The 24,735-nt window shown below is 73.1% G+C and carries 17 protein-coding genes and 1 pseudogene; 7 read left to right on the top strand and 11 right to left on the bottom strand.

The genetic code is table 11. From position 1 onward, the window contains the following. Nucleotides 1–73: 73 nt before the first annotated feature. From ACPXBU_RS24495 to mraZ, 4 genes and pseudogenes are all read right to left on the bottom strand, one after another. Nucleotides 74–2,278, bottom strand: coding sequence for a peptidoglycan D,D-transpeptidase FtsI family protein (locus tag ACPXBU_RS24495; protein ID WP_425759817.1), 2,205 nt, complete (start codon nucleotides 2,276–2,278; stop codon nucleotides 74–76). Nucleotides 2,279–2,281: 3 nt separating this feature from the next. Continuing rightward, nucleotides 2,282–2,887, bottom strand: coding sequence for a hypothetical protein (locus ACPXBU_RS24490; protein ID WP_393363393.1), 606 nt, complete (start codon nucleotides 2,885–2,887; stop codon nucleotides 2,282–2,284). Continuing rightward, nucleotides 2,877–3,986, bottom strand: a pseudogene (gene rsmH / locus ACPXBU_RS24485) (16S rRNA (cytosine(1402)-N(4))-methyltransferase RsmH). Before rsmH ends, ACPXBU_RS24490 begins: the two are co-directional and overlap by 11 nt. Before the next feature lie 205 nt (nucleotides 3,987–4,191). Further along, a complete protein-coding gene (gene mraZ / locus ACPXBU_RS24480; RefSeq protein WP_393363395.1) occupies nucleotides 4,192–4,623 on the bottom strand; it encodes a division/cell wall cluster transcriptional repressor MraZ in 432 nt (143 codons plus the stop codon). Nucleotides 4,624–4,978: 355 nt separating this feature from the next. On the opposite strand from mraZ, the gene ACPXBU_RS24475 reads away from it, so the two are divergent. The 4 genes from ACPXBU_RS24475 to ACPXBU_RS24460 are packed head-to-tail and all read left to right on the top strand — an operon-like array spanning nucleotide 4,979 to nucleotide 8,382. Further along, the gene (locus ACPXBU_RS24475) at nucleotides 4,979–6,226 is read left to right on the top strand and encodes a MurT ligase domain-containing protein (protein WP_393364511.1); all 1,248 of its coding nucleotides are present in this window, start codon (nucleotides 4,979–4,981) and stop codon (nucleotides 6,224–6,226) included. After that, on the top strand, nucleotides 6,216–6,935 hold the full coding sequence (locus ACPXBU_RS24470) for a type 1 glutamine amidotransferase (RefSeq protein WP_393363398.1): 720 nt from the start codon (nucleotides 6,216–6,218) through the stop codon (nucleotides 6,933–6,935). Before ACPXBU_RS24475 ends, ACPXBU_RS24470 begins: the two co-directional genes overlap by 11 nt. Continuing rightward, complete coding sequence (locus tag ACPXBU_RS24465; protein WP_393363401.1) at nucleotides 6,932–7,615, top strand: TVP38/TMEM64 family protein; 684 nt, start codon at nucleotides 6,932–6,934, stop codon at nucleotides 7,613–7,615. Before ACPXBU_RS24470 ends, ACPXBU_RS24465 begins: the two co-directional genes overlap by 4 nt. Nucleotides 7,616–7,617: 2 nt before the next feature. Then, nucleotides 7,618–8,382 (top strand): aminoglycoside phosphotransferase family protein, encoded by a 765-nt coding sequence (locus ACPXBU_RS24460; RefSeq protein WP_425759816.1) that lies wholly within the window; start codon nucleotides 7,618–7,620, stop codon nucleotides 8,380–8,382. A gap of 94 nt (nucleotides 8,383–8,476) precedes the next feature. On the opposite strand, the gene leuS is transcribed toward ACPXBU_RS24460, so the two are convergent. Beyond that, entirely contained in the window at nucleotides 8,477–11,317 is a 2,841-nt protein-coding gene (gene leuS, locus ACPXBU_RS24455; RefSeq protein WP_425759815.1) for a leucine--tRNA ligase, read from the bottom strand. Nucleotides 11,318–11,719: 402 nt separating this feature from the next. Between leuS and ACPXBU_RS24450 the strand changes: the two genes are divergently transcribed. Genes ACPXBU_RS24450 through ACPXBU_RS24440 form a run of 3 tightly spaced genes read left to right on the top strand, consistent with a single transcriptional unit; the run spans nucleotide 11,720 to nucleotide 16,566 of the window. Continuing rightward, nucleotides 11,720–12,772 (top strand): AAA family ATPase, encoded by a 1,053-nt coding sequence (locus ACPXBU_RS24450; RefSeq protein ID WP_387197722.1) that lies wholly within the window; start codon nucleotides 11,720–11,722, stop codon nucleotides 12,770–12,772. Between the two features lies 1 nt (nucleotide 12,773). After that, nucleotides 12,774–14,072 carry a DUF58 domain-containing protein gene (locus ACPXBU_RS24445; RefSeq protein WP_393363410.1) on the top strand — a complete coding sequence of 433 codons (1,299 nt, stop codon included), beginning with the start codon at nucleotides 12,774–12,776 and terminating at the stop codon, nucleotides 14,070–14,072. 16 nt (nucleotides 14,073–14,088) lie between these two features. Further along, nucleotides 14,089–16,566, top strand: coding sequence for a transglutaminaseTgpA domain-containing protein (locus ACPXBU_RS24440; protein WP_425759814.1), 2,478 nt, complete (start codon nucleotides 14,089–14,091; stop codon nucleotides 16,564–16,566). Between the two features lie 678 nt (nucleotides 16,567–17,244). Here ACPXBU_RS24440 and ACPXBU_RS24435 read toward each other — a convergent pair. The 6 genes from ACPXBU_RS24435 to ACPXBU_RS24410 form a co-directional block, all read right to left on the bottom strand. Next, nucleotides 17,245–17,643 carry a DUF3040 domain-containing protein gene (locus tag ACPXBU_RS24435; RefSeq protein WP_110564093.1) on the bottom strand — a complete coding sequence of 133 codons (399 nt, stop codon included), beginning with the start codon at nucleotides 17,641–17,643 and terminating at the stop codon, nucleotides 17,245–17,247. A 116-nt stretch (nucleotides 17,644–17,759) separates the two neighbouring features. After that, on the bottom strand, nucleotides 17,760–19,019 hold the full coding sequence (locus tag ACPXBU_RS24430) for a DNA polymerase IV (RefSeq protein WP_393363416.1): 1,260 nt from the start codon (nucleotides 19,017–19,019) through the stop codon (nucleotides 17,760–17,762). Between the two features lie 119 nt (nucleotides 19,020–19,138). Continuing rightward, a complete protein-coding gene (locus ACPXBU_RS24425; protein ID WP_425759812.1) occupies nucleotides 19,139–20,311 on the bottom strand; it encodes an alkaline phosphatase family protein in 1,173 nt (390 codons plus the stop codon). After that, nucleotides 20,308–21,057, bottom strand: a complete 750-nt coding sequence (locus tag ACPXBU_RS24420; RefSeq protein WP_393363421.1) for a methyltransferase domain-containing protein — start codon at nucleotides 21,055–21,057, stop codon at nucleotides 20,308–20,310. Before ACPXBU_RS24420 ends, ACPXBU_RS24425 begins: the two co-directional genes overlap by 4 nt. An 18-nt stretch (nucleotides 21,058–21,075) precedes the next feature. Then, the gene (locus ACPXBU_RS24415) at nucleotides 21,076–21,252 is read right to left on the bottom strand and encodes a hypothetical protein (RefSeq protein WP_393318609.1); all 177 of its coding nucleotides are present in this window, start codon (nucleotides 21,250–21,252) and stop codon (nucleotides 21,076–21,078) included. A gap of 93 nt (nucleotides 21,253–21,345) precedes the next feature. Beyond that, a complete protein-coding gene (locus tag ACPXBU_RS24410) occupies nucleotides 21,346–24,732 on the bottom strand; it encodes an error-prone DNA polymerase (RefSeq protein ID WP_425759811.1) in 3,387 nt (1,128 codons plus the stop codon). Nucleotides 24,733–24,735: the final 3 nt, after the last annotated feature.

Raw genomic sequence — 24,735 nt, 5'->3', positions numbered from 1 at the left:
GTCGTCCGGTTCCGGCCGTACAGCCGCCCCGGTGGTTCGTCGGCACCCACCGATGATGTCCCGCCACCGCTGCTCAGCGCGGATAGACCACGAACTTGGGTGCCGAACCTGTGGACGGCGGCACGCGATAGTGACGCAGGGTGAACTGCATCATGTCGCGAAACGCCGGATTGGCGACCGCCGCGCCCCCGTAGTTGGGCGCGTACACGAAGACGGCGATCACGTACCGGGGGTTCTCGGCGGGGGCCATGCCGATGAAGGAGGACACCTCGCCGGGCTGCTGCTTGCCGTCGACGAACCGCAGGCCGGTGCCGGTCTTGCCGGCGACCCGGTAACTGGGGACCGCGGCGGTGAGCCCGGTGGCGTGGTCGACTGTGGTGACCGCCTCCAGCATGGTGCGCAGGGCCGCCGCGTTCTGCGGGCTGAGCACCGACCGGGTCACCGGAGCGGGCGCCGGGGTGCGCTTGCCGTCCGGGCCGATCACCTCCTTGACCAGGTGCGGCTGCACGTAGGTGCCGTTGTTGGCGATCGCGGCGTACGCGGCGGCCATCTGCAACGGGGTGGCGTCGACGCTGTGCCCGATCGGCACCGACCCGGCCGACGATCCGCTCCACTCCTCGGCCGGCAGCAGTCGCCCGCCGGCCTCCCCCGGCATCCCCTCACCGGTCGGCCTGCCCAGCCCGAACCGCTTCTGGTAGTCGATCAACCGGTCCCGGCCGAGCTTGTCGGCGACGGTGATGGCCCCGACGTTCGACGAGTAGGCGAGCATCCCGGGGATGCTCATCCGCTTGCCACCGGCCGGGTGCGTGTCGGAGAACCAGGTGTCGCCCATCTTGATGCGGTTGGCGATGGGCAGGGTGGTGTCCGGGGTGATCACCCCCTCCTGCAGCGCCGCGCCGTAGGTGATCGCCTTGTGCACCGAACCGGGATCGACGATGAAGCTGGTGGCCGCGTCCTCCCGCTCGACCGGGGTGCTGTCCGTCGGCTTCGCCGCGCTGTAGGTGGGATTGCTGGCCTGGGCCAGCACCGCGCCGGAGGGGATCTCCATGATCACGGCCGCGCCGGTGCCGCCCCGCAGCTGGGCCATGCCCGCGCTGAGGATCTGCTGCGTCCGGTACTGCAGATCACGATCGATGGTGAGGCACAGCGAGCTGCCCGGCTTGGCGAGGGTGGTCTGGCTGTAGCCGCCCGGGATCGCCGCGTCGAGGTCACCGAGGCCGGCCTCGTACCGCCGCTGGCCGTCCTGCCCGGCGAGCACGTCGTCGTAGCGAGCCTCCAGCCCCTCCAGCCCGACCATGTCCTGGCTGGTGAAGCCGATCAGGTTGGCCGCCAGGTCACCCCCGGGCACCTCGCGACGCTCGTCGCGGTGCACCCCGATGCCGGGCAGTTCCAGAGCCTGCACCCGCTTGGCGGTCGCGATCTCCACCCCCCGGGCCAGGTAGGCGAACGTGGACTCCTTGCCGTTGTCCAGCTTGCGCGGCTTCATCAGCGCGACGAGCTTCGACGCCGGGATGGCGAGCAGCGGTGAGAGCGCCTTGGCGGTGGCCGCCTGGTCCTCGACCTTCGTGGGGTCGGCGAACACGTACCGCGCCTCGACGCTGCGCGCCAGCGGCTCGCCCCGGTAGTCGTAGATCGCGCCCCGCGGCGCCGGCAGTTCGACGGTGCGGGTGCGGTCGACGACGCCACCGCCGGCGTACGCCGGTGCGTCGACGGTCTGGAGGAAGATCAGCCGGATCCCGATGGTCACGAACAACGTCAGGGCGAGGGCGGTGCCCAGCCGCAGCCGCAGCCGCGAGTCGGCAAGCTTCGGCGGGCGCGGTGGCTTGCGGGACGGCCGCCGGGCCGCCGGGCGCTCGGCGCGGCGTGGCGCGCGCGGTGTGGTCCGTCGGCGCGGCGGCGGCTCGTCGACGCCCGGCCCACGGGGGGTACGCGGCGCGACGGTGCGCACCACGCCGCCCCGCCCGGCGGCCGGGGCGTCGCGGCGACCGGCCCGGGCGGCGGCCCGGCCGCCGTCGAGCACCTGCAACGCCGGCCGGAACGGATCGCCGGAGCGGGTGCTGCGCGGGGTACGCCGTTGCTCGCCGCCCACACCGCGCGGCGGCGTGCCGCGCTCGTCGCGGACGGTCCGACCCCGTGGCGTGTACGCGCGGGCGCCGGAGATGCCCCCGATGCCCGGCTCGCCGGTGCGCGGCTCGGGGTCGGTGGGGCTGCCGTCACGCGAAGAACCGCGCCGGGACCCCGTGGGGTCCCGGCGCGGCTCGTCCGACCTTCGTGGCACCGGTCAGCCTCCCGCACCCTGGCTGGTCACCGACGGCTTACCGGTGGCCGGCTGCGGCACGCCGATGGTCTTGCCGTCCGGCAGCCGGATGTAGCCCGGCTCGCCGGCGTCCACCAGGCCCAGCCGCCGCGCCTCGGCGGTCAGGTTGCCCGGCGCCTCGTACTCGGCGATCTGCTTGTCCAACTGCTGCTTCTCCAGGTCCAGTCGAGCCTGCTGCTGCTGCAGCCGCTCCAACCGGAACGCGTTCTCATTGATCTTGGTGTTGACCGCCAGGATGCCCAGCACCCCACCGACCACAAGCACCACGATCAGCGCCGCGAACGGCGCACGCGGCACCGAGATCGGCGGCGGCGGCGCCACCCGCAGCCGCGGCGACCGGGCGCCGGTGGCGCCGGCGGCCTTCTCGACCGGCCGCAGCGCGGCGGCGCCCTCGGTCGGGAACTCGCGCGCCCCCCGGGCGCGAGTCTCCCCCTGCTGGTTCACTCGATCGATGCGTGGCGTACCGTTTCCGAGGCGCGGAGCCCGCTCCGCCGCGGTCCGGCCCCCCGACCGCGGTGCGCGCTGCCCGCCGCCGGTGACGTCCCGGCGGCCGCGCTTGTCAATGTTCATGTCCCTCCCCCTCAACGTCCGTCCCTCTGCCGTCCCGGTGCCCCTGACCCCCCACGGATCAGGCGGACCCCGTGCCCGGTTGGTGCATTCCCTTCACCCGTCGGCGAGACCGTTCGCGGTCGGTCCGCCCCTGCTCTGTCGCGTTCGGGTCGAGTCGCTCCGCGGCCCGCAGCCGCACCGAGGCGGCGCGCGGGTTCGCGGCGACCTCCGCCTCCCCGGGCAGTTCGGCGCCCCGGCTGAGCAGCCGGAACGTCGGACCCGACCCGGGAAGCTCGACCGGGAGGTCGACCGGGCCCTTACTGCGGACCCGGTCCGCGAGCGCCACCTTGGTGAGCCTGTCCTCCAGGGAGTGGTAGGACAGGACCACCATGCGACCGCCCACGGTCAGTGCGTCGAGCGCGGATGGCAGCGCTGACTCCAGCGCTGCCAGCTCTCTGTTTACCTCGATCCGTAAAGCCTGAAACGTTCTCTTTGCCGGGTGCCCACCCGTTCGTCGGGCTGGTGCCGGAATGGACTCCCGGACCAGCTCCGCCAACCGCGCGGACGAGGTGATCCGGCCGCGTTCCCGCTCCCGCAGGATCGCCGAGGCGATCCGGCCGGCGAACTTCTCCTCGCCGTAGACCCGCAGCACCCGGGCCAGGTCCGGATGCGCGTAGGTGTTGACCACCTCTTCGGCGGTCACCCCCCGGGTCTGGTCCATCCGCATGTCCAGTGGCGCGTCCTGGGCGTACGCGAACCCGCGGTCGGGCGCGTCCAACTGCAACGACGACACACCCAGGTCGAACAGGATGCCGTCGATGCCCGGATAGCCCAGCCGGTCCAGCACCTCGGGCAACTCGTCGTAGACGGCGTGCTCCAGATGCACCCGATCGGCGAACCGGGCCAGCCGGACCCGCGCGTGAGCGAGCGCCTCGGTGTCCCGGTCGAGCCCGATCAGGACCGTCTCCGGGTGCGCCTCGAGCACCGCCTCGGCGTGCCCGGCCAGGCCGAGCGTCGCGTCGACGTGGACCGTCCGGCCGCCTCGACCCAGCGCGGGGGCCAGCAGCTCAAGACACCGCTCGAGCAGCACCGGCACGTGCGTGCCGCGCAACTCCCCCATGTTGACCCCCACTGGTTGAAACGTCCGTTCTCCTCGTGCGCCTGTCGTCGGACGGCGCTGCCGTCGTACCGCCAGATCCCCATCCGCTCCCGCCGGACACCGGACCGTCGCCCGATGACTGGATCGTGCGCCTGGCACCGGGGAAGGGGTGCCAGGAACTCGAAAGCGGCTGGAGATCTCGCAGTACGTCGGGCGCCGTTCCGCCCTACAGACCGCCGGGCAGCACCCCCTCCGAGATGTCGGCGAAGTCGTCCTCGCTGTCGGCGAGGTAGGTCTCCCAGGCTGTCTTGTCCCAGATCTCCACCCGCGTGCTCGCGCCGATCACCACCAGGTCGCGGTCCAGCGCGGCGTACGTCCGCAGGTGGGCCGGGATGGTTACCCGACCCTGCTTGTCCGGAACCTCGTCGTGCGCGCTGGCGAAGAAGACCCGGCTGTAGGCCCGGGCCGCCTTGTGCGTCATCGGCTGCGCGCGCAACTGGTCCGCGATCCGCTGGAACTCAGGGGTCGGGAAGACGTAGAGGCAGCGCTCCTGCCCTTTGGTGACCACGACACCCCCCGCCAGCTCATCCCGAAACTTGGCCGGAAGGATCAACCGGCCCTTTTCGTCCAGGCGTGGAGTGTGGGTGCCGAGAAACACCGGCCCAACCCCCTCGCCCCTGAGCGGCGTTCGCGGCGCCGCTGACCCCCCGGGCCGGTGAGCCCTCCCGGCCTCACCATTGGTCCCCACTCTACTCCACTTCCCTCCACCTGCAACCAGATTGGCCCGCGTGGCGTGTCCGATCCGGCGGCAAAACAGCACGTCACAAGGGGTGGAGCGGAGTGGAGGGCCACGCCGGCCCGCCGGCGTGGTCCGCTTTCCGACATAGATCGACTCCGTCCGGTGGAGGTCCTCCCGGCCGCCCGCGCCGCCACCACGGCCGAACGGTTCACCGTCGGCGGCGATCTGGCGGGGCTGGCGGTCCGGTAACCTCGCTCGCGTGACGGACGCGAAAATGCCCCTACGGGCCAAGGTGGCCAGCTCCGTGTCACGGACCGCCGCGGCGCTCTCCCGGGCGGCCGGCCGTGGCGACGGTTCGGTGATCGGCGGGTGGATCGGCCTGAAGATCGACCCGGACCTGCTGGCCCACCTGTCGGCCGGGCGTGCGATCGCGCTCGTCTCCGGCACCAACGGCAAGACCACCACCACCCGGTTGACCTCCGCCGCGGTCGGCGTGCTCGGCCGGGTCGCCACCAACTCGTTCGGCGCCAACATGCCCAGCGGGCACACCTCGGCACTGGCCAAGGCCGGTAGCACCCCGTACGCGGTGCTGGAGGTGGACGAGCACTACCTCGCCCAGGTCCTCGAGGCGACCGAGCCGCACGTGGTCGCGCTGCTCAACCTCTCCCGCGACCAGCTCGACCGCGCCAAGGAGGTCGCCATGATGGCGCAGCTCTGGCGTGCGGCGCTGGTCCGGCACACGAACGTCCGGGTGGTGGCGAACGCCGACGACCCGCTCGTGGTCTGGGCGGCCACCCCGCCCGGCGACCCCGCCCAGGGCATCAACCCGCCGCACGTGACCTGGTTCAGTGCCGGTCAGCGCTGGCACGACGACTCCTGGGTCTGCCCGGAGTGCGGCTCCACCATCCAGCGCTCCGGCGAGCAGTGGTGGTGCACCGGCTGCCCACTGCGCCGACCCGAGCCGCACTGGGTCGTCGAGGACGAGGGGGTGCTCGACCCCACCGGCGCCTGGCACAAGGTCTCCCTCCAACTGCCCGGCAAGGTCAACCTCGGCAACGCGGCGACCGCGCTGGCGGTGGCCGCCGAGTTCGGCGTACGCCCGGTCGACGCGGTGTCCCGCCTCGGCATCGTCACCTCGGTGGCCGGCCGCTACGCACAGGTCGACAAGGACGGGCGCAACATCCGGCTGCTGCTGGCGAAGAACCCGGCCAGCTGGCTGGAGGCGTTCGACATGGCCGACGACGCACCGACCCTGCTCTCCATAAACGCGCGCGACCCCGACGGCCTCGACACCTCCTGGCTCTACGACGTCGACTTCGCCCCGCTCCGCGGCCGGCAGGTGTTGATCACCGGTGACCGGGCATACGACCTGGCGGTCCGACTGGACGTCAACGACGTGCCGTTCCAGCACGTCCGCACGTTCGACGACGCGCTCCGGTCGGTCCCGCCCGGGCGGCTGGAGGTCATCGCGAACTACACCGCGTTCCAGGACATCCGAGCGGAGTTGGACCGTGTCATCTGAGAGTCTGCGCATCGTCTGGATCTACCCCGACCTGCTCTCCACCTACGGAGACCGGGGCAACGCCCTGATCCTCGCCCGTCGGGCCCGTCAGCGCGGGATGCCTGTCGAGGTGCTGGAGGTCCGCTCCGACCAGCGGCTGCCCGCGACCGCCGACATCTACCTGGTCGGCGGCGGCGAGGACGGCCCGCAGGCGCTCGGCGCCCAGCGGCTCCTCGCCGACGGCGGCCTGCACCGCGCCGTCGCGCAGGGCTCGGTGGTGTTCGGGGTCTGCGCCGGCTACCAACTGCTCGGCGCCTCGTTCTTCGCCAAGGGCGTGCAGTGCCGCGGCCTGGAGCTGCTCGACCTGCAGTCGGACCGGGGCGAGAGCCGGGCCGTGGGCGAGCTGGCCGGCGAGATCGACCCCCGGCTGGGGCTGCCCCCGCTCACCGGTTTCGAGAACCACGGCGGCCGGACCCACCTCGGCCCGGAGGTCTCGCCGCTGGCCCGGGTCACCGCCGGGGTGGGCAACAACGGCGCCACCGAGGGCGCGTGGCGCGGCAAGCTGCTGGGCACCTACTCACACGGGCCGGCGCTGGCCCGCAACCCCGCCCTGGCCGACCTGCTGCTGCGCTGGGCCACCGGAGCTCACCAACTCCCGCCGTTGGACGACACCTGGTCGGACCGGCTCCGCAACGAGCGCCGCTCCGCGGTGGCCGTCGCCCGGGCATGATCCGTGCCGTCCGGCGGCTGCTCCGGCAGCCGTCGGCCGCCCGGTTCGCCCTGCTCGTGCTGCTGATCGGCGGCTGCGGGCTGCTGCTGCTCCTGGCGCCCCGACCCGATCCGGAGCAACTGCCGCTGCTGGCCGACCGGCTGGGCGACCTCGCCCCGGTGGCGGCCGTCCTCGGCGGCGCGCTGCTGCTGGTCGCCCTGGTCCCCCGGACCTTCGTCACCCTCGCCGCGGGCGCGATCTTCGGCCCGTTGGAGGGCGCCGCGTACGCCCTCGGCGCCGCGCTGGTGGCCGCGGCGATCGGGTTCACGGTCGGCCGGCTGCTCGGGCGAGAGTTCGTGGCCGAAAGGGTCCGTGGCCGCCTGGCCCGCCTCGACGGCTGGTTCGCCCGGCAGAGCGTGGTCGGTGTGGTCACCGTCCGGCTGCTGCCGATCGCCGGCTTCGGGCTGGTCAGCTACGGCTACGGCACGACCGGCGCCCGGGTGCTGCCGTTCCTGGCCGGGAGCGTGATCGCCTCCGCGCCGACCGCCTTCGGCTACGCGGCGATCGGCGCGTCGGTCAGCTCACCGGGCCACATCAACTGGTACGCCGCCGCCCCGGCCAGCCTCGGCCTCATCGCCAGCGGGGTGCTGATCTACCGGTGGTGGCGTGCCGAGCGAGCCCGCCGCTCCATGCCGGTCTGACCGTGCCCGAGCCAACCGTCAGCCCGGCCGAGGAGCCCCTGTGCGGCGGGTTCGTCGCCGACGTGGTCCGGATCGGCGACACGGTACGACGTACCCCGCCCGCCAACCTGGACTTCGTCGGTGCGCTGCTGCGCCACCTGGCCGAGGTGGGCGCCGACCTCGCGCCCCGCCACCTGGGCGTGGACGCCCACGGTCGGCAGATGCTCAGCTACGTCGCGGGTCGGGTGCCCTGGCGGGACCGGGAGGATCCGGCGTTCTTCGCCGACGCGGCGCTGGTGCGGCTGGCCGAGCTGATCCGGCGGCTGCACGACGCGTGTGCGGGCACCGGGCTGGCGGGCAACGCCGAGACGGTGTGCCATCGCGATCTGTCGCCGAAGAACACGGTGTACCGGGACTTCCCGGCCGGGCCGTTGCCCGTGTCCTTCATCGACTGGGATCTGGCCAGGCCGGGACGACGGATCGAGGATGTGGCGTTCGCCGGCTGGCACTGGGCCCCGCTGGGCGAGGGCGCCGACCCGGCCGAGCTGGGCCGGCGTTGTCGCGTCCTCTGCGACGCCTACGATTCGGCCGGCCCGGGGGTGCTGCCCCGGACGGAGCTGGTGGATCTGATGCTCGACCAGATCGGGAGCACCTGGCGCACCATCGACGCGAGCACCGACCCGGCAATGCACCGCCTCCGCGAGGCAGGCGTCAGCACGTCGATAGCCCACTGGCACGAGTGGCTACAAACCCACAGCGCCGTGGTCCAGGCGGCGCTGACCCTCTGATCCCCGCGATCTTGCAGTTTCTGTCCCGACATACCGCCCACGAAAGGGCAAAACAGGGACCGAAAGTGCAAGATCGCGGGGGCGCGGGGGCGAGTTACGCCACTACTGAGACCATTCGGCCCTTGACCACGATGACCTTGCGGGGTTCCTTGCCGGCCAGGGTTGCGGCCACCGCCTCCAGGGCCGCCGCGCGGACGACCTCCTCGGCGGCGTCGGCGGGCACCTCGACGCGGCCACGGACCTTGCCGTTGACCTGCACCGGATAGGTCACCGTGTCGGCCACCAGCAGCGCCGGGTCGGCGGTCGGGAAGTCCGCGTACGTCAGCGAGGTGTCGTGGCCCAGCTTGCGCCACAGCTCCTCGGCCAGGTGCGGGGCGAACGGGGCCACCATCAGCACCAGCGGCTCGGCCACCTCGCGCGGCGTCGCCGACAGCCCGGTCAGCCCGTTGGTCAGCTGGATCAGCTTGGCGATCGCGGTGTTGAACCGGATGCCGTCCATGTCGCCACGGACCCCGTCGATCACCCTGTGCAGCAGCCGGCGGGTCGCCTCGTCGGCCGGGTCCTCGGTGATCCGCAGGGCACCGGTCTGCTCGTCGACGACGGCCCGCCAGACCCGCTGCAGGAACCGGTACGAGCCGACCACCGCCCGGGTCTCCCAGGGTCGGGACACCTCCAGCGGGCCCATCGACATCTCGTACACCCGGAAGGTGTCGGCGCCGTACGCGGCGCACATGTCGTCGGGGGTCACCACGTTCTTCAGCGACTTGCCCATCTTGCCGTACTCACGGTTGACCGCCAGGTCGCCCAGGTAGTAGGCGCCGTCGCGCTCCATGACGTCCTCGGCCTGCACGTAGCTGCCGCGCGAGTCGGTGTACGCGTACGCCTGGATCATGCCCTGGTTGAACAGCTTGCGGAACGGCTCGAACGATGACACGTGACCCAGGTCGAACAGCACCTTGTGCCAGAACCGCGCGTACAGCAGGTGCAGCACGGCGTGCTCGGCGCCGCCGACGTACAGGTCGGTGCCGCCGCAGTCACCCTCGCGCTGCGGGCCCATCCAGTAGCGCTCGTTCTCCGCGTCGACGAACCGCCCGCTGTTCGTCGGGTCCAGGTAGCGCAGCTCGTACCAGCAGGAGCCGGCCCACTGCGGCATCACGTTGGTTTCCCGGGTGTAGCGCTTCGGCCCGTCACCCAGGTCCAGCTCGACCTCGACCCAGTCGCGCCGGCGCGACAGCGGGGTCTCCGGGTTGCTGTTCGCGTCGTCGGCGGCGAACGTCTTCGGGGAGAAGTCGTCCACCTCCGGCAGCTCGACCGGCAGCATCTCCTCCGGCAGGGCGATGGCCGCGCCGGTGGAGTCGTAGACGATCGGGAACGGCTCACCCCAGTAACGCTGGCGGGAGAACAGCCAGTCGCGCAGCCGGTAGGTCACCGCGCCGGTGCCGTGCCCGTTCGCCTCCAGCCAGGCGATGATCGCGGCCTTGGCGTCGGCGACCCCCAGGCCGTTCAGGTCCAGGCCGCGTTCGGGCGCGGCGCTGTTGATCGCCGGGCCGTCCCCGGTGTACGCCTTGCCGTCGAAGCCCTCCGCCGGCTGCACGGTACGCACGATGGGCAGCTCGAAGACCTCCGCGAACGCCCAGTCCCGTTCGTCCTGGGCCGGCACCGCCATGATCGCGCCGGTGCCGTAGCCGGCCAGCACGTAGTCGGCGATGAAGATCGGGATCTGCGCGCCGGTGACCGGGTTGGTGGCGTACGCGCCGATGAAGACGCCTGTCTTCTCCTTGGTGTCGGACTGCCGCTCGACGTCGGTCTTGGCCGCCGCCGCCTTCCGGTACGCCTCGACGGCGGCCCGGGGGTTGGCGTGCCCGCCGGTCCAGGCGTCCCTCGCGTCGTCCGGCCACGCGTCCGGAGTCAGCGCGTCGACCAGCTCGTGCTCGGGCGCCAGCACCATGTAGGTGGCGCCGAAGACGGTGTCCGGCCGGGTCGTGAACACCCGCACCGGCGCCTGCTCGGTCGGGAAGTCGATGTGGGCGCCGGTGGAGCGGCCGATCCAGTTGCGCTGCATCAGCTTGATCGGCTCGGGCCAGTCCAGGGTGTCCAGGTCGTCCAGCAGCCGGTCACCGTACGCGGTGATCCGCATCTTCCACTGCTTCAGGTTACGCTTGAAGACCGGGAAGTTGCCCCGGTCGGAGCGACCGTCGGCGGTGACCTCCTCGTTGGCCAGCACGGTGCCCAGCCCGGGGCACCAGTTGACCGGGGCCTCGGAGACGTACGCCAGGCGGTGGTCGTCGACGACCTGGCGGCGCTCGGCGACGCTCAGCTCGGCCCAGGCGCGGCCGTCCGGGGTGGGTCGGTTACCGCCCTCGAACTCGGCGATCAGCTCGGCGATCGGGCGGGCCCGGCCGGCGTCGCCGTCGTACCAGGAGTTGAAGATCTGCAGGAAGATCCACTGGGTCCAGCGGTAGAAGTCGGTGTCGATGGTGGCCACCGAGCGGCGCTCGTCGTGTGCCAGCCCCAGCCGGCGCAGCTGCGTCTTGTACCGCTCGATGTTCGCCACGGTGGTGGTCCGGGGGTGGGTGCCGGTCTGCACCGCGTACTGCTCGGCGGGCAGGCCGAACGCGTCGAAGCCCATCGCGTGCAGCACGTTGCGGCCGGCCATCCGCTGGTAGCGGGCGTAGCAGTCGGTGCCGATGTAGCCCAGCGGGTGGCCGACGTGCAGGCCGGCGCCGGACGGGTACGGGAACATGTCCAGCACGTACAGCTTCTCCGCGCCGGCGCGGGGGTGGGTCGGGTCGGCCAGCGGGCCGGTCGGGTTCGGTGCGTGGAAGGTGCCCTCGCGCGCCCAGGTGTCCTGCCAACGGATCTCGATCTCGTCGGCCAGGGCCGCGGTGTACCGGAACGGGGGAATGTCGCCCGCCGGTGCGGCTGCCTCACTCATCGTCTCTCCTCGCTTCGCTTCGCTTCGTCTCGGCGGCGCCGGGCCGGGCCGGCGGCGGGCACAAAAATGCCCCTCGCACAGGAGGGGCCGCCGTGCTGTCGCGCCTTCAGCGCATCAGCACGGCCCGGTAAGAAGCAGGAAGACTCCGGCCATGTTCGGCAGTGTACCGCGTCGGCGGCCCGCCCCGCCGGCCGCAGGGGTACGCCGGGCCGGGTCCCCCGAGGTGGCGAATATCGGGGCGCAACCGACGGACTACCTGCGGGGGTCGGCGATAACGACAAACATGGTTAGCCTGAGAGGCTAGTGAGAATCCTGCGGCAAACGAGGCTCGACGTCGCGAACCCAACGGCGGGTCTAGGTGCTCTCTACAGAGCTGCCGTGACGGCGACGAGGAGGAGGCCCGTGACACAACAGACCTGGGACGAGGTTGGCGGCCTACTGCCGCACGACGAGTTCCGCGCCGCAAGCGAGGCCATCGTGGCCAACATCGAGCAGGTCATCGAGGGTAAGACCGCCACCGTGCGGCTCGCCCTGGCCGTGTTGCTCGCCGAGGGTCACCTCCTGATCGAAGACGTTCCCGGTGTCGGCAAGACCAAGCTGGCCAAGGCCCTCGCGCGGTCCATCGACTGCACGGTACGACGGATCCAGTTCACCCCCGACCTGCTGCCCAGCGACGTCACCGGGGTCAGCGTCTACAACCAGGAGACGCACGACTTCGAGTTCCGCCCGGGTGCCGTCTTCGCCAACCTGGTGGTCGGCGACGAGATCAACCGGGCCTCGCCGAAGACCCAGTCGGCGCTGCTGGAGTGCATGGAGGAGCGTCAGGTCACCGTCGACGGGGTGACGTACCAGCTCCAGACCCCGTTCATGGTCATCGCCACCCAGAACCCGATCGAGATGGAGGGGACCTACCCGCTGCCCGAGGCGCAGCGCGACAGGTTCACCGCCCGCATCGCGATGGGCTACCCGGACGCCAACGCCGAGCTGGCCATGCTCGACGGCCACGGTGCCACCGACCCGCTGAACGAGCTGCGCGCGGTCTCCGACGCGGACATCGTCCGGCAGCTCATCGCCACCGTCCGGCAGGTGCACGTCGCGGACGCGGTCAAGCAGTACGCGATCGACCTGGTCACCGCCACCCGCGAGGCCCCCGACCTGCGGCTCGGCGCCTCCCCCCGAGCCACCCTGCAGCTACTGCGCACCGCCCGCGCGGTCGCCGCCCTGGAGGGCCGCGACTACGTCCTCCCCGACGACCTCCAGGCCCTGGCGGTGCCGGTGCTCGCCCACCGGATCATCCCGACCGCCGACGCGCAGCTCGCCCGGCGCACCACCGACGCGATCGTCTCGGAGCTGGTGCACCGCCTGCCGCTGCCGCACGACCGGCAGCGCAACCAGTACGACACCCGGCCCGCTTCCGGCAACGGCCGCGCGCCCTACGAGCCGCGGAGGCCATGACGTGCGTGCCGGGCTGCGCGGGCTGACCACCCGCGGGCGCTCCTTCCTCGCCGCCGCGGTCGCGGCGGCGCTCTCGTCCGGCATCCTCGGCGAGAAGGACCTGCTCCGGGTGGCGGTGCTGTTGGCCGTCCTGCCGTTGCTGGCCGCGGCCTACGTCGGGCGCAGCCGTTACAAGCTGGCCTGCAACCGGTCCCTGGACCCGCACCGGGTTCCGGTCGGCGCCAACTCCCGCGTGGTGCTGCGTCTACAAAACCTGTCCCGGCTACCGACAGGCACCCTCCTGCTGGAGGACCGGTTGCCCTACGCGCTGGGCAGCCGGCCCCGGGTGGTGCTGGAGCGGCTCGGCGCGCACCAGGCCAGTTCCGTGGCGTACACCGTGCGGGCCGACGTGCGGGGCCGGTACGACGTGGGTCCGCTCGTGGTCCGGATAACCGACCCGTTCGGCCTCTGCGAGCTCACCCGGTCCTTCCCCAGCACCGACCACCTGACGGTCATCCCGCAGGTCGCTCCCCTGCCGTCGGTCCGGCTCCCCGGGGAGTACGCGGGCAGCGGCGACAGCCGGGCCCGGTCGGTGGCGGTGCACGGCGAGGACGACGCGGCGACCCGGGAGTACCGGCGCGGCGACGACCTGCGGCGGGTGCACTGGAAGTCCACCGCGCGCACGGGCGAGCTGATGGTGCGCCGCGAGGAGCAGCCGTGGGAGAGCCGCGCGACAGTCGTCCTGGACACCCGGGCGTACGGCCACCGCGGCGAGGGGCCGACCGCCAGTTTCGAGTGGGCCGTCTCCGCCGCCGCGAGCGTCGCCGTCCACCTCCGCCAGGCCGGCTACAAGCTGCGCCTGGTCAGCGGCTCGGGCGTCGACGTGGACGCGTCGGAGGCCGGCGGTGACGGGGCGTTGCTCGATCACCTCGCGGAGGTGCGCCTGGATCAGCGCGCCGACGTGGCAGGTCTCGTGCAGCGGGTCCGCCAGCGCGCCGACGGCGGGTTGATCATCGGGCTGTTCGGCACGGTGAGCGTGGCCGAGGCCGAGCTGCTGGCCGGGCTGCGGGGCAACGGCGCCACCTGCATCGGTTTCCTCCTGAACAGCTCCACCTGGCTCAGCCTGCCGGAGAAGGCCCGGGCCGAGGCCGAACACGCGCACGCTGCCGCCGTCCTCGCCATGTTGCAGAGTGGCTGGCGCGTCGTCGGCGTCGACCACGGCGCCCGACTGCCGGCGCTGTGGCCGCAGACCGGCCGGGGCTCCCAGGGCTTCGCCCTGCGCGCCGCGCTGGCGGAGACGGTCGCCGGCGGCGTGCGATGAACGGAAGGGTCCCCTCATGATCGCCAGTCGGAACATCGGCCTGGTGGCGGCCACGGCCACGCTGCTGGCCGCCGCGCCGCTGTCGGCCATCTTCCAGAGCTGGACGTGGCTCGTCCAGTCGGTCATCGCGGTCGCCGTGGTGGCCGGGGCGGCCGCGCTGACCAGGCTCGTCCGGGCACCACTGTGGGGTCAGGTGCTGGGCATGCTGGCCGGGTTGGTCCTCGCCCTGACCTGGTTGTTCCCCAGCAACCAGGAACTGTTCACAGTCCTGCCCACGCCGGGCACGTTCGCGCACTTCAACGACCTGCTCAGCAGCTCCATGCAGGACATGCGCTCGTACGGGGTCGAGGTCCCGGACACCGACCCGCTGCTGTTCATCGCCGTGCTCGGCGTCGGCGCGGTCGCCGTACTCGTGGATGTCCTCGCGGTGGGGCTGCGCCGGCCCGCGCTGGCGGGGCTGCCGATGCTCGCCATCTACTCGGTGCCGGTCGCCGTCTATGTGAACAGCGTCCCCGCGACGCCGTTCGTGGTGGGCGCCGCCGGTTACCTCTGGCTGCTGGTCACCGACAACGTCGACCGGGTCCGCAGGTTCGGGCGCCGGTTCACCGGTGACGGCCGCGACGTCGACGTGTGGGAGGCCTCGCCGCTGGCGTCGGCCGGCCGTCGGCTCGCGGTGATCGGGGTGGTGCTGGCCGTGGCGCTGCCGCTGGCGGTGCCCGGCATGAGCGGCGGGCTCCTCGACTCCCTCAGCCGAGGTCCGGGCAACGGCACCGGCAACGGGCCCGGTTCGGGCGGCACGTCGGGTCGGATCGACCTGTTCGCCTCGCTCGCCGGTCAGCTCAACCAGTCCCAGGTGGCCGAGCTGGTAAAGGTCACCACATCCGAACCCGACCCGTTCTACCTGCGCTACGCGGTCGCCGACGAGCTGCGCCCGACCGGTTTCCAGGCACGCAACCCGGCCGGCCGAGCGGTCAACCGGGACCTGCCCAACCCGGCCGAGCGGGCCCGCCCCGGTGTGCAGCACACCACCTACCGGGCGACCGTCGAGGTCACCAAGAGCCTGAGCATGTCGCTCATGCCGGTGTACGCCGAGCCGATCCGCGCCGAGGACCTCAGCGGCAACTGGCTCTACGACCCCAACCAGCAGGTCGTCTTCTCCAACCGGGAAAACTCCCGGGGCCGGAAGTACTCCTTCGACTACGTCCGCTCGACGTACACGCCGACGACGCTGCGGGCCACCCAATCGCTGCCGACCGACCACCCGTTACGACGGCAGATGACCGCCACCCCTGGGCCGGTGCCCGAGGTGGAGGAGCTGGTCAAGGGACTGATCCAGGACAAGCGCACCGACTACGACCGGGTGTTGGCGATCTACAAGCACTTCTCGGCGGACAACGGGTTCAGCTACCGGTTGAGCACCGAGAGCGGCAGCAGCGGGCAGGACATCGTCAACTTCCTCACCAACAAGGTCGGCTACTGCCAGCAGTACGCCGCCGCGATGGCGTGGCTGGTCCGTTCGGCGGGCATCCCGGCGCGGGTGGCGTTCGGGTTCACCAACGGCAGCAAGCGCGACGGTGACACGTTCACGCTGACAAACCTCAACCTGCACGCCTGGACCGAGGTCTACTTCAACGAGGTCGGTTGGGTGCCGTTCGACGCCACCCCGACGTACGGGGTGCCGGGGTCCACCCGCTCGGCCTGGGCACCGGACACGGACGCGCCGGAACCGACCACACCGGGCACCGGCGTCACGGACACCCCGACGGGCCCCGAGGCGTCGGCCGGTCCGGCCGGTCCGGACAACGCCGACCGGGACGTCGACGACGGGCTGTCCCTGGGCGGCACCACGCCGGCCGAGCAGCCACCGGTCTGGCCCTGGTGGACGGCGGGCCTGCTGGCCCTGCTGGCGCTGCTCGCCATTCCCGCGCTGCGCCGGCTGGCGCTGCGCCGCCGACGGGGTGGCCAGCCGGCGAGCGCCGCGGTGGCCCCCACGGCGGCCGTCGGCGACGGTGTCGATCCGGGGGCGCGGGTGGTGGTGGTCGGCGTGGACGCCGACCGGGCCCGCGCTGACGCACACGCCGCCTGGGCGGAACTGCTCGACACCATGGTGGACTTCCGGGTCCCGGTCGACCTGACCGAGACGCCCCGAGCGACCGCGGACCGGCTGGTCCGGGACACCCTCGGCGACGACACGGCCGCGACCGGGTCGGCGCGACTGCTCGGCCAGGCGGAGGAGCGGGCCCGTTACGCACGGGACCCGCTCACCGGTGAGCGCTTGCCGCCTGCGCTGCGCGCGGTCCGCGGGGCGCTCGCCGCACGGGCCGACCGCCGCACCCGCCTGGTCGCCGCCGTGTTGCCGCCGTCGGTGCTGCTGCGGTGGCGGACCTCCATGGCGGACGCGTCCGGCCGGATGGTGGCGCTGACCGGGCGAGCCCGGTACCGGTTGCTGCGCTGGAACCCTCGACGGCTGTTGGCGGACCGAGCGGCCCGCTGACCTGGGCCGGCTGAGCGACGCCCGTTCGGAGCCGGGGTGGCGGTCCACCAACCGCCACCCCGCCCGAGAGTCCGCCCCGCGCCGCCCCGCGCCGCGCCGCCCCGCGCCGCCCCGCCCCGCGCCGCGCCGCTCGAACCGCCACCCCACCGGACACAGCCCGGCCCACCCCGCCGCTCGATCCGACGGGCGGCCCCGCCCGAGCCGACGACGGGCGGCCCCGCCCGAGCCGACAGTCCGCCCCGCACGGCGGCCAGGCCCGCCACATCAGGCGCGCCGCCGCCTCCGGGTCCCTCACCGCATCCGGGCCCCCGCCGGCTCCTTGATCAGGTGATGAAAAGTAGGGCTCAGAGGCTCGCCAGACCTACTTTTCATCACCTGATCTTGGCCAGGCAGGTCCCGACGCTTGAGAAGGCCATGCAGGTCCCGACGCTTGGGCAAGGCCAGGCAGGTACCCACGCTTCAGCAAGGCCAGGCAGGTCCCGACGCTTGGGCAAGCCACGCGGGTTCTGACGGCTGAGCGGGGCGCTGCGCTTGAGTAAGGCCACGCGGGTTCGCGGCACGCGCGAGGCGCTGCGGGCAGCGGTGGAGAAGGGCGCGCGGATATGACGGAGGTCGCCGGGGCTCTGCCCGGCGACCCGCTCGTCGCGGCGTTCGGCCCGCCTCAGCGGCGGGACCGACTCAGCGGTGCCCCTCCGGGCGCTGCCGCCACCTGTCCTCCATGCGGTCCAGGATCGACGACCGGCGACCGGACCGGCCACCGCGGGGACGACGACGACTTGTCGTGCCGCCCACCACGTGCAGGTCGGGTGACTGCGCTCGCCGGTGCGACTGCACCGCATAGGCGGCCGAGGCCAGCATGACGACAAAGCCCGCCACCGCCAGCGGTGGAGTCTTGATCACCGCCCCGTAGACCAGTAGAGCCAGGCCAGCGATGATGACGCCGGCGGCGACGAGCAGGCGACGCCGCGCATGGAAGCGCGGATCGCTGGCGCGCACGGCCGAGGCGAATTTGGGGTCCTCGGCAAGCGACCGCTCGATCTGCTCGAACAGCCGCTGCTCGTGCTCCGAGAGCGGCACGGCACTCCTCCCCGGTCACGTTGGTCGGGCCCACTCGGGCCGACAGACCGTGGCAGCCATCCGGCTGCTTACCCGCAAGTCTACGAGGGGGCTCGCGCGTCGGAAAGCGGGACGACCTACGGGTGGGGTGGATTTTCCTTCCGGTGAGCGTCACGGTCGCCCATCAGACTGGCCGGACCTATGACGGACCGCCCGAATCGGGCAGCGGCGGCGTCGGCGGCAGCTTCCGCTTCCCGCCAACCGCGCTCGGGCGCGCCGAGGGTGAGCTGCCGGGGCGCACCCCGCGCCGCGGCGAGCCCCTCCACCCGGACACCGACGAGCCGGATCCGCTCGCCCGGGTCCAGTGCGGTGTAGAGCGCCCAGACCGTGTCGAACATCTCGCGAGCGGTGTCGGTGGGCACGTCGAGGGTGCGGGAACGGCTGACGGTCCGGAAGTCGGCCAACCGCACCTTGAGGGCGACGGTGCGCCCGACCTGCCCGGAGCCGCGTAACCGGACGCCGACCTTGGCGCTGAGCGCGAGCAACGCGCGGCGGATCTCCAGTGGGTCGGCCACGTCGACGTCGAAGGTCACCTCGGCGCCGATGGACTTGTCGACGTGCTCCGGGGTGACCCGGCGTGCGTCGCGTCCCCAGGCCAGCTCGTGCAGGTGGGCCGCCGACGCCGCGCCCACCGCCTTGCGGAGCATGCCCAGCGGGGCCTCGGCGAGGTCGCCGACGGTGGTCAGGCCCAGCCTGCGCAGCGACTCGGCGGCGCGCTCCCCCACCCCCCAGAGCGCGTCCACGGGCAGCGGGTGCAGGAAGTCGAGCACCTGCCCCGAGGGCACCACCAGCAGGCCGTCGGGCTTGGCCCGGGTGGAGCCGAGCTTGGCCACGAACTTGCTCGGCGCCACCCCGACCGAACAGGTGAGCGCCTGCTCCTCGGCGACCCGCCGGCGGATCCGCCGGGCGATGGCGGCCGGGGAGCCGAAGAGTCGGCGGGCGCCGCTCACGTCGAGGAACGCCTCGTCGAGGGAGAGCGGCTCGACGAGCGGGGTGACGTCCCGGAAGATCTGCATCACCGCCCGGGAGGCGGCCGTGTAGGCGCTGAACTCCGGTGGCAGGTAGACCGCGTGCGGGCAGCGCGCCCGAGCCTGGCTGGTCGGCATCGCGCTGCGGACGCCGTAACGGCGGGCCTCGTAGCTGGCCGAGCTGACCACCCCGCGCGGCCCCACACCGCCGACGATGACCGGCCGGCCGCGCAGCTCCGGGCGGCGGCGCACCTCGACGGCGGCGAAGAAGGCGTCCATGTCGACGTGCAGGATCGGGCTGCCGGAGTCGTCGGCATCCGGCCCGAAGCGCGGATCCCCGCCCCGGGGCAACGACTGACTGCGGCCCATCCCGGCAGGTTAACCCGGAGGTACGACACCACCAGCCGCCGGCGGGCCGGACCATACCCCGGCAGGTTAACCCGAAGGTACGACACCACCAGCCGCCGGCGGGCCGCCCCGTACGCCGGTCAGCCGCGGACGACCAGCAGCGGCACGGTCAGCTCGGCGGCGGTGTCCGACCCGTGGTACGCCACCAGCTTCGACGCCATCGGCCGCTCGGTGCGGCTGGCCATGACCGCGTAGGTGTCGTTGCAGGTCACCACCACGTCGCCGATCCGGGCGAGGTGTTCCTCGGGCACCGGCCCGAACCAGCCGGTGGCCACCACCTCGTCGCGGGTCTGTACCCGCGCGGCGTCGCCGAGCACCGTCGACCAGGCGGCCACCACGTCGTCGAGCGCGCCCGGCGCGACGTGCAGGTACCGCACCCGGGCCTCACCGGTGACCACCCGGATCCCGTCACGCAGCCGGGGGTCGGTGTCCAGGTCGAAACGGTGCGCGGCGGGAATGTCGAGCTGGCCGTGGTCGGCGGTCACCAGCAGCGCCGCGTCCGGCGGGAGTCCGTCGACAAGTCGGGCGACAAGCGCGTCCACCTCGGTGGCGGCGACCCGCCAGGGCGCCGAGTCGACGCCGCTGAGGTGGCCGTGCCGGTCCAGGTCGGCGTGGTAGCCGGAGACCAGCGTCGGCCCGACGCCTGCGGCCAGCGCGGCCAGCATGGCGGCGGCCACCGCGTCCCCGCCGGCGGCGCCCCGGAAGTCGCCACCCCGGTTGGCGGCCAGGGTCAGCCCGCTGCCGCCGAACTCGGGCCGACTCACCACCGTCGTCGTCACGCCGGCGGCGCGGGCGCGCTCCAACTGGGTGGTCACCGGCTGCCAGCTCAGCGGCGACGGATCTCCGGCCCAGTCGGTGTGGGTGAGCACCCGGTCGGTGCCGGGCACCCGCACGGTGAAGCCGAGCACCCCGTGCGCGCCGGGCGGCACGCCGGTGCCCAGCGACACCAGGCTGGTCGGGGTGGTGGACGGGAAACCGGCGAGGAGCGGCCGGCCCGCCGTCGCGGCGAGTCCGGCGAGCGTCGGCGCGTACGGTGCGGCGGTCGGCAGCTGGTACCAGCCGAGCCCGTCGACGAGCAGCACGGCGATCCGGCGTACCCCGGCCAGCGTGGGGGCCAACCCGAGCGGGTCGGCCGCGCCGGGCACGCCCAGCACGGCGAGCGCGCTGGGCAGCACGTCGGCGAGACGGCCGCCGCCGTGGTCCGGCCCGAGGACCGCCAGCGGCGCCGGCGTGCCGTCCGCTTCGGCGATCATGCGGGGCGGCGGGCGAACAGGTGCAGTTGGGCGGCCAGATCCCGGTACGGCGGTTGGGCGGCCAACGCGCGTTCCAGCTCGACCACCGCGGCGGACTGCCCGTCGGCGACCGCGGCCGGCAGCAGGTCGGCCAGCACGCGTACCCCGTGGATCTCCTCGACGACCAGCCCGGCGGCGCCGAGCAGCGCGGCGGCGCCGGGGGCGTCGTAACGCCGGCGCAGCGTGTCGCGCGGCCCGGCGGTGCCGGCCGGATCGGCGGCCAGGGCGGTCGCCACGTCCAGGTGCCCGTTCATCGCCCGGCCCAGCACGGCGGCGGCCCGGCCGGCCACCAGGACACTTGCCGCGCCGCCGGGACGCAGCGCGGTGGCCAGCGCGGACACCACGGGCGTCGGGTCGTCGACCACCTCGAGCACGGCGTGGCAGAGCACCAGGTCGACGCCGGCCGGCTCGACCAGCCCGGCGAGAGCGTCACCGTCGCCCTGCACGGCGGCGATCCGGTCGGCCACCCCGGCCTCGGCGGCCCGACGGGTGAGCGCCGCGAGGGCGTCGGGGCTGGCGTCGACAACTGTGACCCGGTGTCCGGCGCGGGCCAGCGGGACGGCGAAACCGCCGGTGCCGCCGCCCACGTCGAGCACTGTCAGCTCGGCGTCGCCGCGCCGGTCCAGCTCGGCGCGGAGCACCGACCAGATCACGGCGGTACGGGGTGTCAGCGGCGGCCCGGCGAACCGGCCTCGGGTCTGCTCCACCCGGTCGAGCCTAGTGGGTCAGGAGTCGGTGCCCTCGGCCTCGTCCTCGGCCCGGGACCGGCGCTCGTTGGCCACCGGCCCGTTTGTCACCTCGTACTCGCGGGGGTCGGCGAGGTGCGCCGGCACCCAGCCGGTGCCCAGCCGGGTCCGCCGGGCGTTGGCGATTCCACCGGTGTACGCGTGATTTCCCGTCACTGTCGTTCTCCCTCACGGATCGCGGGCCGCTCTGCCCGCTCAGGACGAGTCTCCCGCTCGACGGCGCGGGAAACCGTAATGTGGATCACTGAATCAGCGGAAATCACGGGAGGCGGGGCTGACCGGTGGCTCGATGGCGTCCAGTCGGTCGGCGACCAGGTTTGTCACCCCCTCGTGGCGCTGCAACCGCCCCCGGACCACGAGCGCGGCGCTGGTCCGGGCCACCCGCCGGTAGCGCTGCCACAACCCCGGCGAGCAGGTGACGTTGAGCATTCCCGTCTCGTCCTCCAGGTTGAGGAAGGTGACCCCGCCCGCGGTCGCCGGACGTTGCCGGTGGGTGACGATGCCGCCGACCCGGATCCGTTGCCCCGGCTCCACCCGGCCCAGCCGGGCGATCGGCACCGCGCCGAGCACGTCGAGCTGACCCCTGATGAACCGGGCCGGATGGCTCTCCGGGGACAGCCCGGTGGCCCACACGTCGGCGACCAGCCGGTCCACCGCCTCCATCCCGGGCAACGTGGGCGCCGCCGCGCCGGTCACCGTGCCGGGCAGCCGGCCCGGCCGGTCCTGGGCCGCCGCGCCGGCGGCCCAGAGCGCCTCCCGCCGGGTCAGCCCGAAACAGGCGAAGGCGTCCGCGGTGGCAAGCGCCTCCAGCTGCGCCGCGGTGAGACCGACCCGCCGGGCCAGATCCGGCATGTCCCGGTACGGCCCACCGGCGTCCCGCTCCGCCACGATCCGCTCGGCCACGTCGGCGCCGAGGGTCCGTACGCTGGACAGGCCGAGCCGGACGGCCGGGCCGCCCAGCCCCCAGGCGTGTGGCGGCTCCCCCGGCCCGCTGCCCCACCGGGTGTCCGGGGTGGACTCCAGCACCGCCGCGGCACCGCTGGCGTTGATGTCCGGGCGACGGACCTCCACCCCGTGCCGGCGGGCGTCGTCGACGAGGGTCTGCGGGGAGTAGAAGCCCATCGGCTGGGCGTTGAGCAGCGCGGCCAGGAACGGCGCCGGGTGGTAGCGCTTGAGCCAGGAGCTGGCGTAGACCAGGTAGGCGAAGCTCATCGCGTGGCTCTCCGGGAAGCCGTAGCTGGCGAACGCGGTGAGCTTGCGGTAGACGTCGTCGGCCAGTTCGCCGGTGATGCCCCGCTCGGCCATCCCGGCGTAGAGCCGGTCGGCGATGCGGGTCATCCGCTCGACCGACCGTTTGGCGCCCATCGCCCGGCGCAACTGGTCGGCCTCGGCCGCGTCGAAGCCGGCCAGGTCGATGGCGAGCTGCATCAGCTGCTCCTGGAACAGCGGCACACCGAGGGTCTTCTCCAGGGCGTTGCGCATCAACGGGTGCGCGAACGTCACCGGCTCCTGGCCGTTCTTGCGCCTGATGAACGGGTGCACCGAACCGCCCTGGATCGGGCCGGGGCGGATCAGGGCCACCTCGACCACCAGGTCGTAGAACTCGCGGGGCTTGAGCCGGGGCAGGGTGGCCATCTGGGCGCGGCTCTCCACCTGGAACACCCCGACCGAGTCGGCCCGGCAGAGCATGTCGTAGACCTCCGGGTCGTCCAGGGTCATGTCACCCAGGTCGAGGCTCTCGCCGATCATGTCGTAGCCGTAGTGCAGGGCGGAGAGCATGCCGAGCCCGAGCAGGTCGAACTTCACCAGGCCGACCGCGGCGCAGTCGTCCTTGTCCCACTGCAGGACGCTGCGGCCGGGCATCCGCCCCCACTCCACCGGGCAGACCTCGATCACCGGCCGGTCGCAGATCACCATGCCGCCGGAGTGGATGCCCAGGTGCCGGGGGAACGTCTGCAACTCGTTGGCGTACTCCACCACCTGCTCGGGGATGTTCTCGACGTCGACCGTGGCCACCGAGCCCCACCTGTCGATCTGCTTGCTCCAGGCGTCCTGCTGCCCGGGTGAGAAGCCGAACGCCTTGGCCACGTCCCGCACCGCCGACCGGGGCCGGTAGGAGATGACGTTGGCGACCTGGGCGGCGTGTTCCCGGCCGTAGCGGGTGTAGACGTGCTGGATCACCTCCTCCCGACGGTCGGACTCGATGTCCACGTCGATGTCCGGTGGGCCGTCCCGCTCCGGGGCGAGGAAACGCTCGAAGAGCAGCCGGTGCCGGACCGCGTCCACATTCGTGATCCGCAGCGCGTAGCAGACCGCCGAGTTGGCCGCCGACCCCCGGCCCTGGCAGTAGATGTCCTGGTCCCGGCAGAACGTGACGATGTCGTAGACCACCAGGAAGTAGCCGGGGAAGCCCAGCTCCTCGATCATGTTGAGCTCGTGGTCGAGCTGCGCGTACGCCGCCGGGTGCGCCTGCGGCGGCCCGTAGCGTTCGTGCGCGCCGTCGGCGGTCAGCTTGCGCAGCCAGCTCATCTCGGTGTGCCCCGGAGGCACCGGGTACGCCGGCAACTGCGGCGCGACAAGTTGCAGGTCGAAGGCCAACTCGGCGCCGAACTCGGCGGCCCGCGCCACCGCACCCGGGTACGCGGCGAACCGGGCCGCCATCTCCGCGCCACTGCGCAGGTGGGCGGTGGCCGCCGCGGGCAGCCAGCCGTCGATCTCGTCCAGGCTGCGGCGGGCCCGGACCGCGGCGACGGTGGTGGCCAGCCGACGCCGGCCGGGGCTGGCGTAGTGCACGTTGTTGCTGGCCACCGTCGGCAGCCCGGCCGCGGCGGCCAGCTCGGCGAGCGCGTCGTTGCGGTCGGCGTCGATCGGATGACCGTGGTCGGTCAGCTCCACCGCCACCGTCTCCGCGCCGAAGAGCGCGGTCAGCCGGTCCAACTCGCGGGCCGCCGCGTCCACCCCCTCGGTGAGCAGCGCCCCCGGCACGTGTCCCTTGCGGCAGCCGGTCAACACCAGCACGTGGTCACGCAGTTCCTCGGCGACCTGCTCCAGCTCCCCGTAGACCGGGCGGCCCTTCTCCCCGCCGCGGAGCTGGGCGCGGGCGATGGTGGTGGCCAGCCGGGCGTACCCCTCGTGGCCGTGCGCGAGCACCAGCAGGTGCGCGCCGTGCGGGTCGGGTTCGCCGTTCTGCGGGCCGGGCAGTCCGAGGGACAGCTCCGCGCCGAAGATGGTCGGCAGGCCCAGCGTACGAGCCGCCTCGGCGAAGCGGACCACCCCGTAGAAGCCGTCGTGGTCGGTGACGGCGAGCGCGGTGAGCCCCAGCCGGGCCGCCTCCTCGGCCAGCTCCTCCGGGTGGCTGGCGCCGTCGAGGAAGCTGAAGTTGGTGTGCGCGTGCAGCTCGGCGTAGGGCACCACGCCGTCCGGGCGGGTCAGCTCCGGTGGCTGGTACTGCTCGCGGCGGCGACTCCAGGCCGGGGAGTCGCCACCGTCGGCGTCCACGGCGAGCGGGTCCACCACGTGCAGGTGCCGCTCCTCGCGCGACCGCCCGCCGCCGGAACCGCCCGACCTGCCATCGGTCCGCCCGGAGAGCACCCGCTCCAACTCCGACCAGGGCATCTTCGGGTTGTGGAAGCTCATCGA

Origin of the sequence: Micromonospora sp. DT231, from assembly GCF_049847025.1 — a bacterium.
Taxonomy (GTDB): Bacteria; Actinomycetota; Actinomycetes; order Mycobacteriales; family Micromonosporaceae; genus Micromonospora.
The sequence above is the reverse complement of the archived record's forward strand: the minus strand, read 5'-3'. Positions and strand labels throughout refer to the sequence as shown.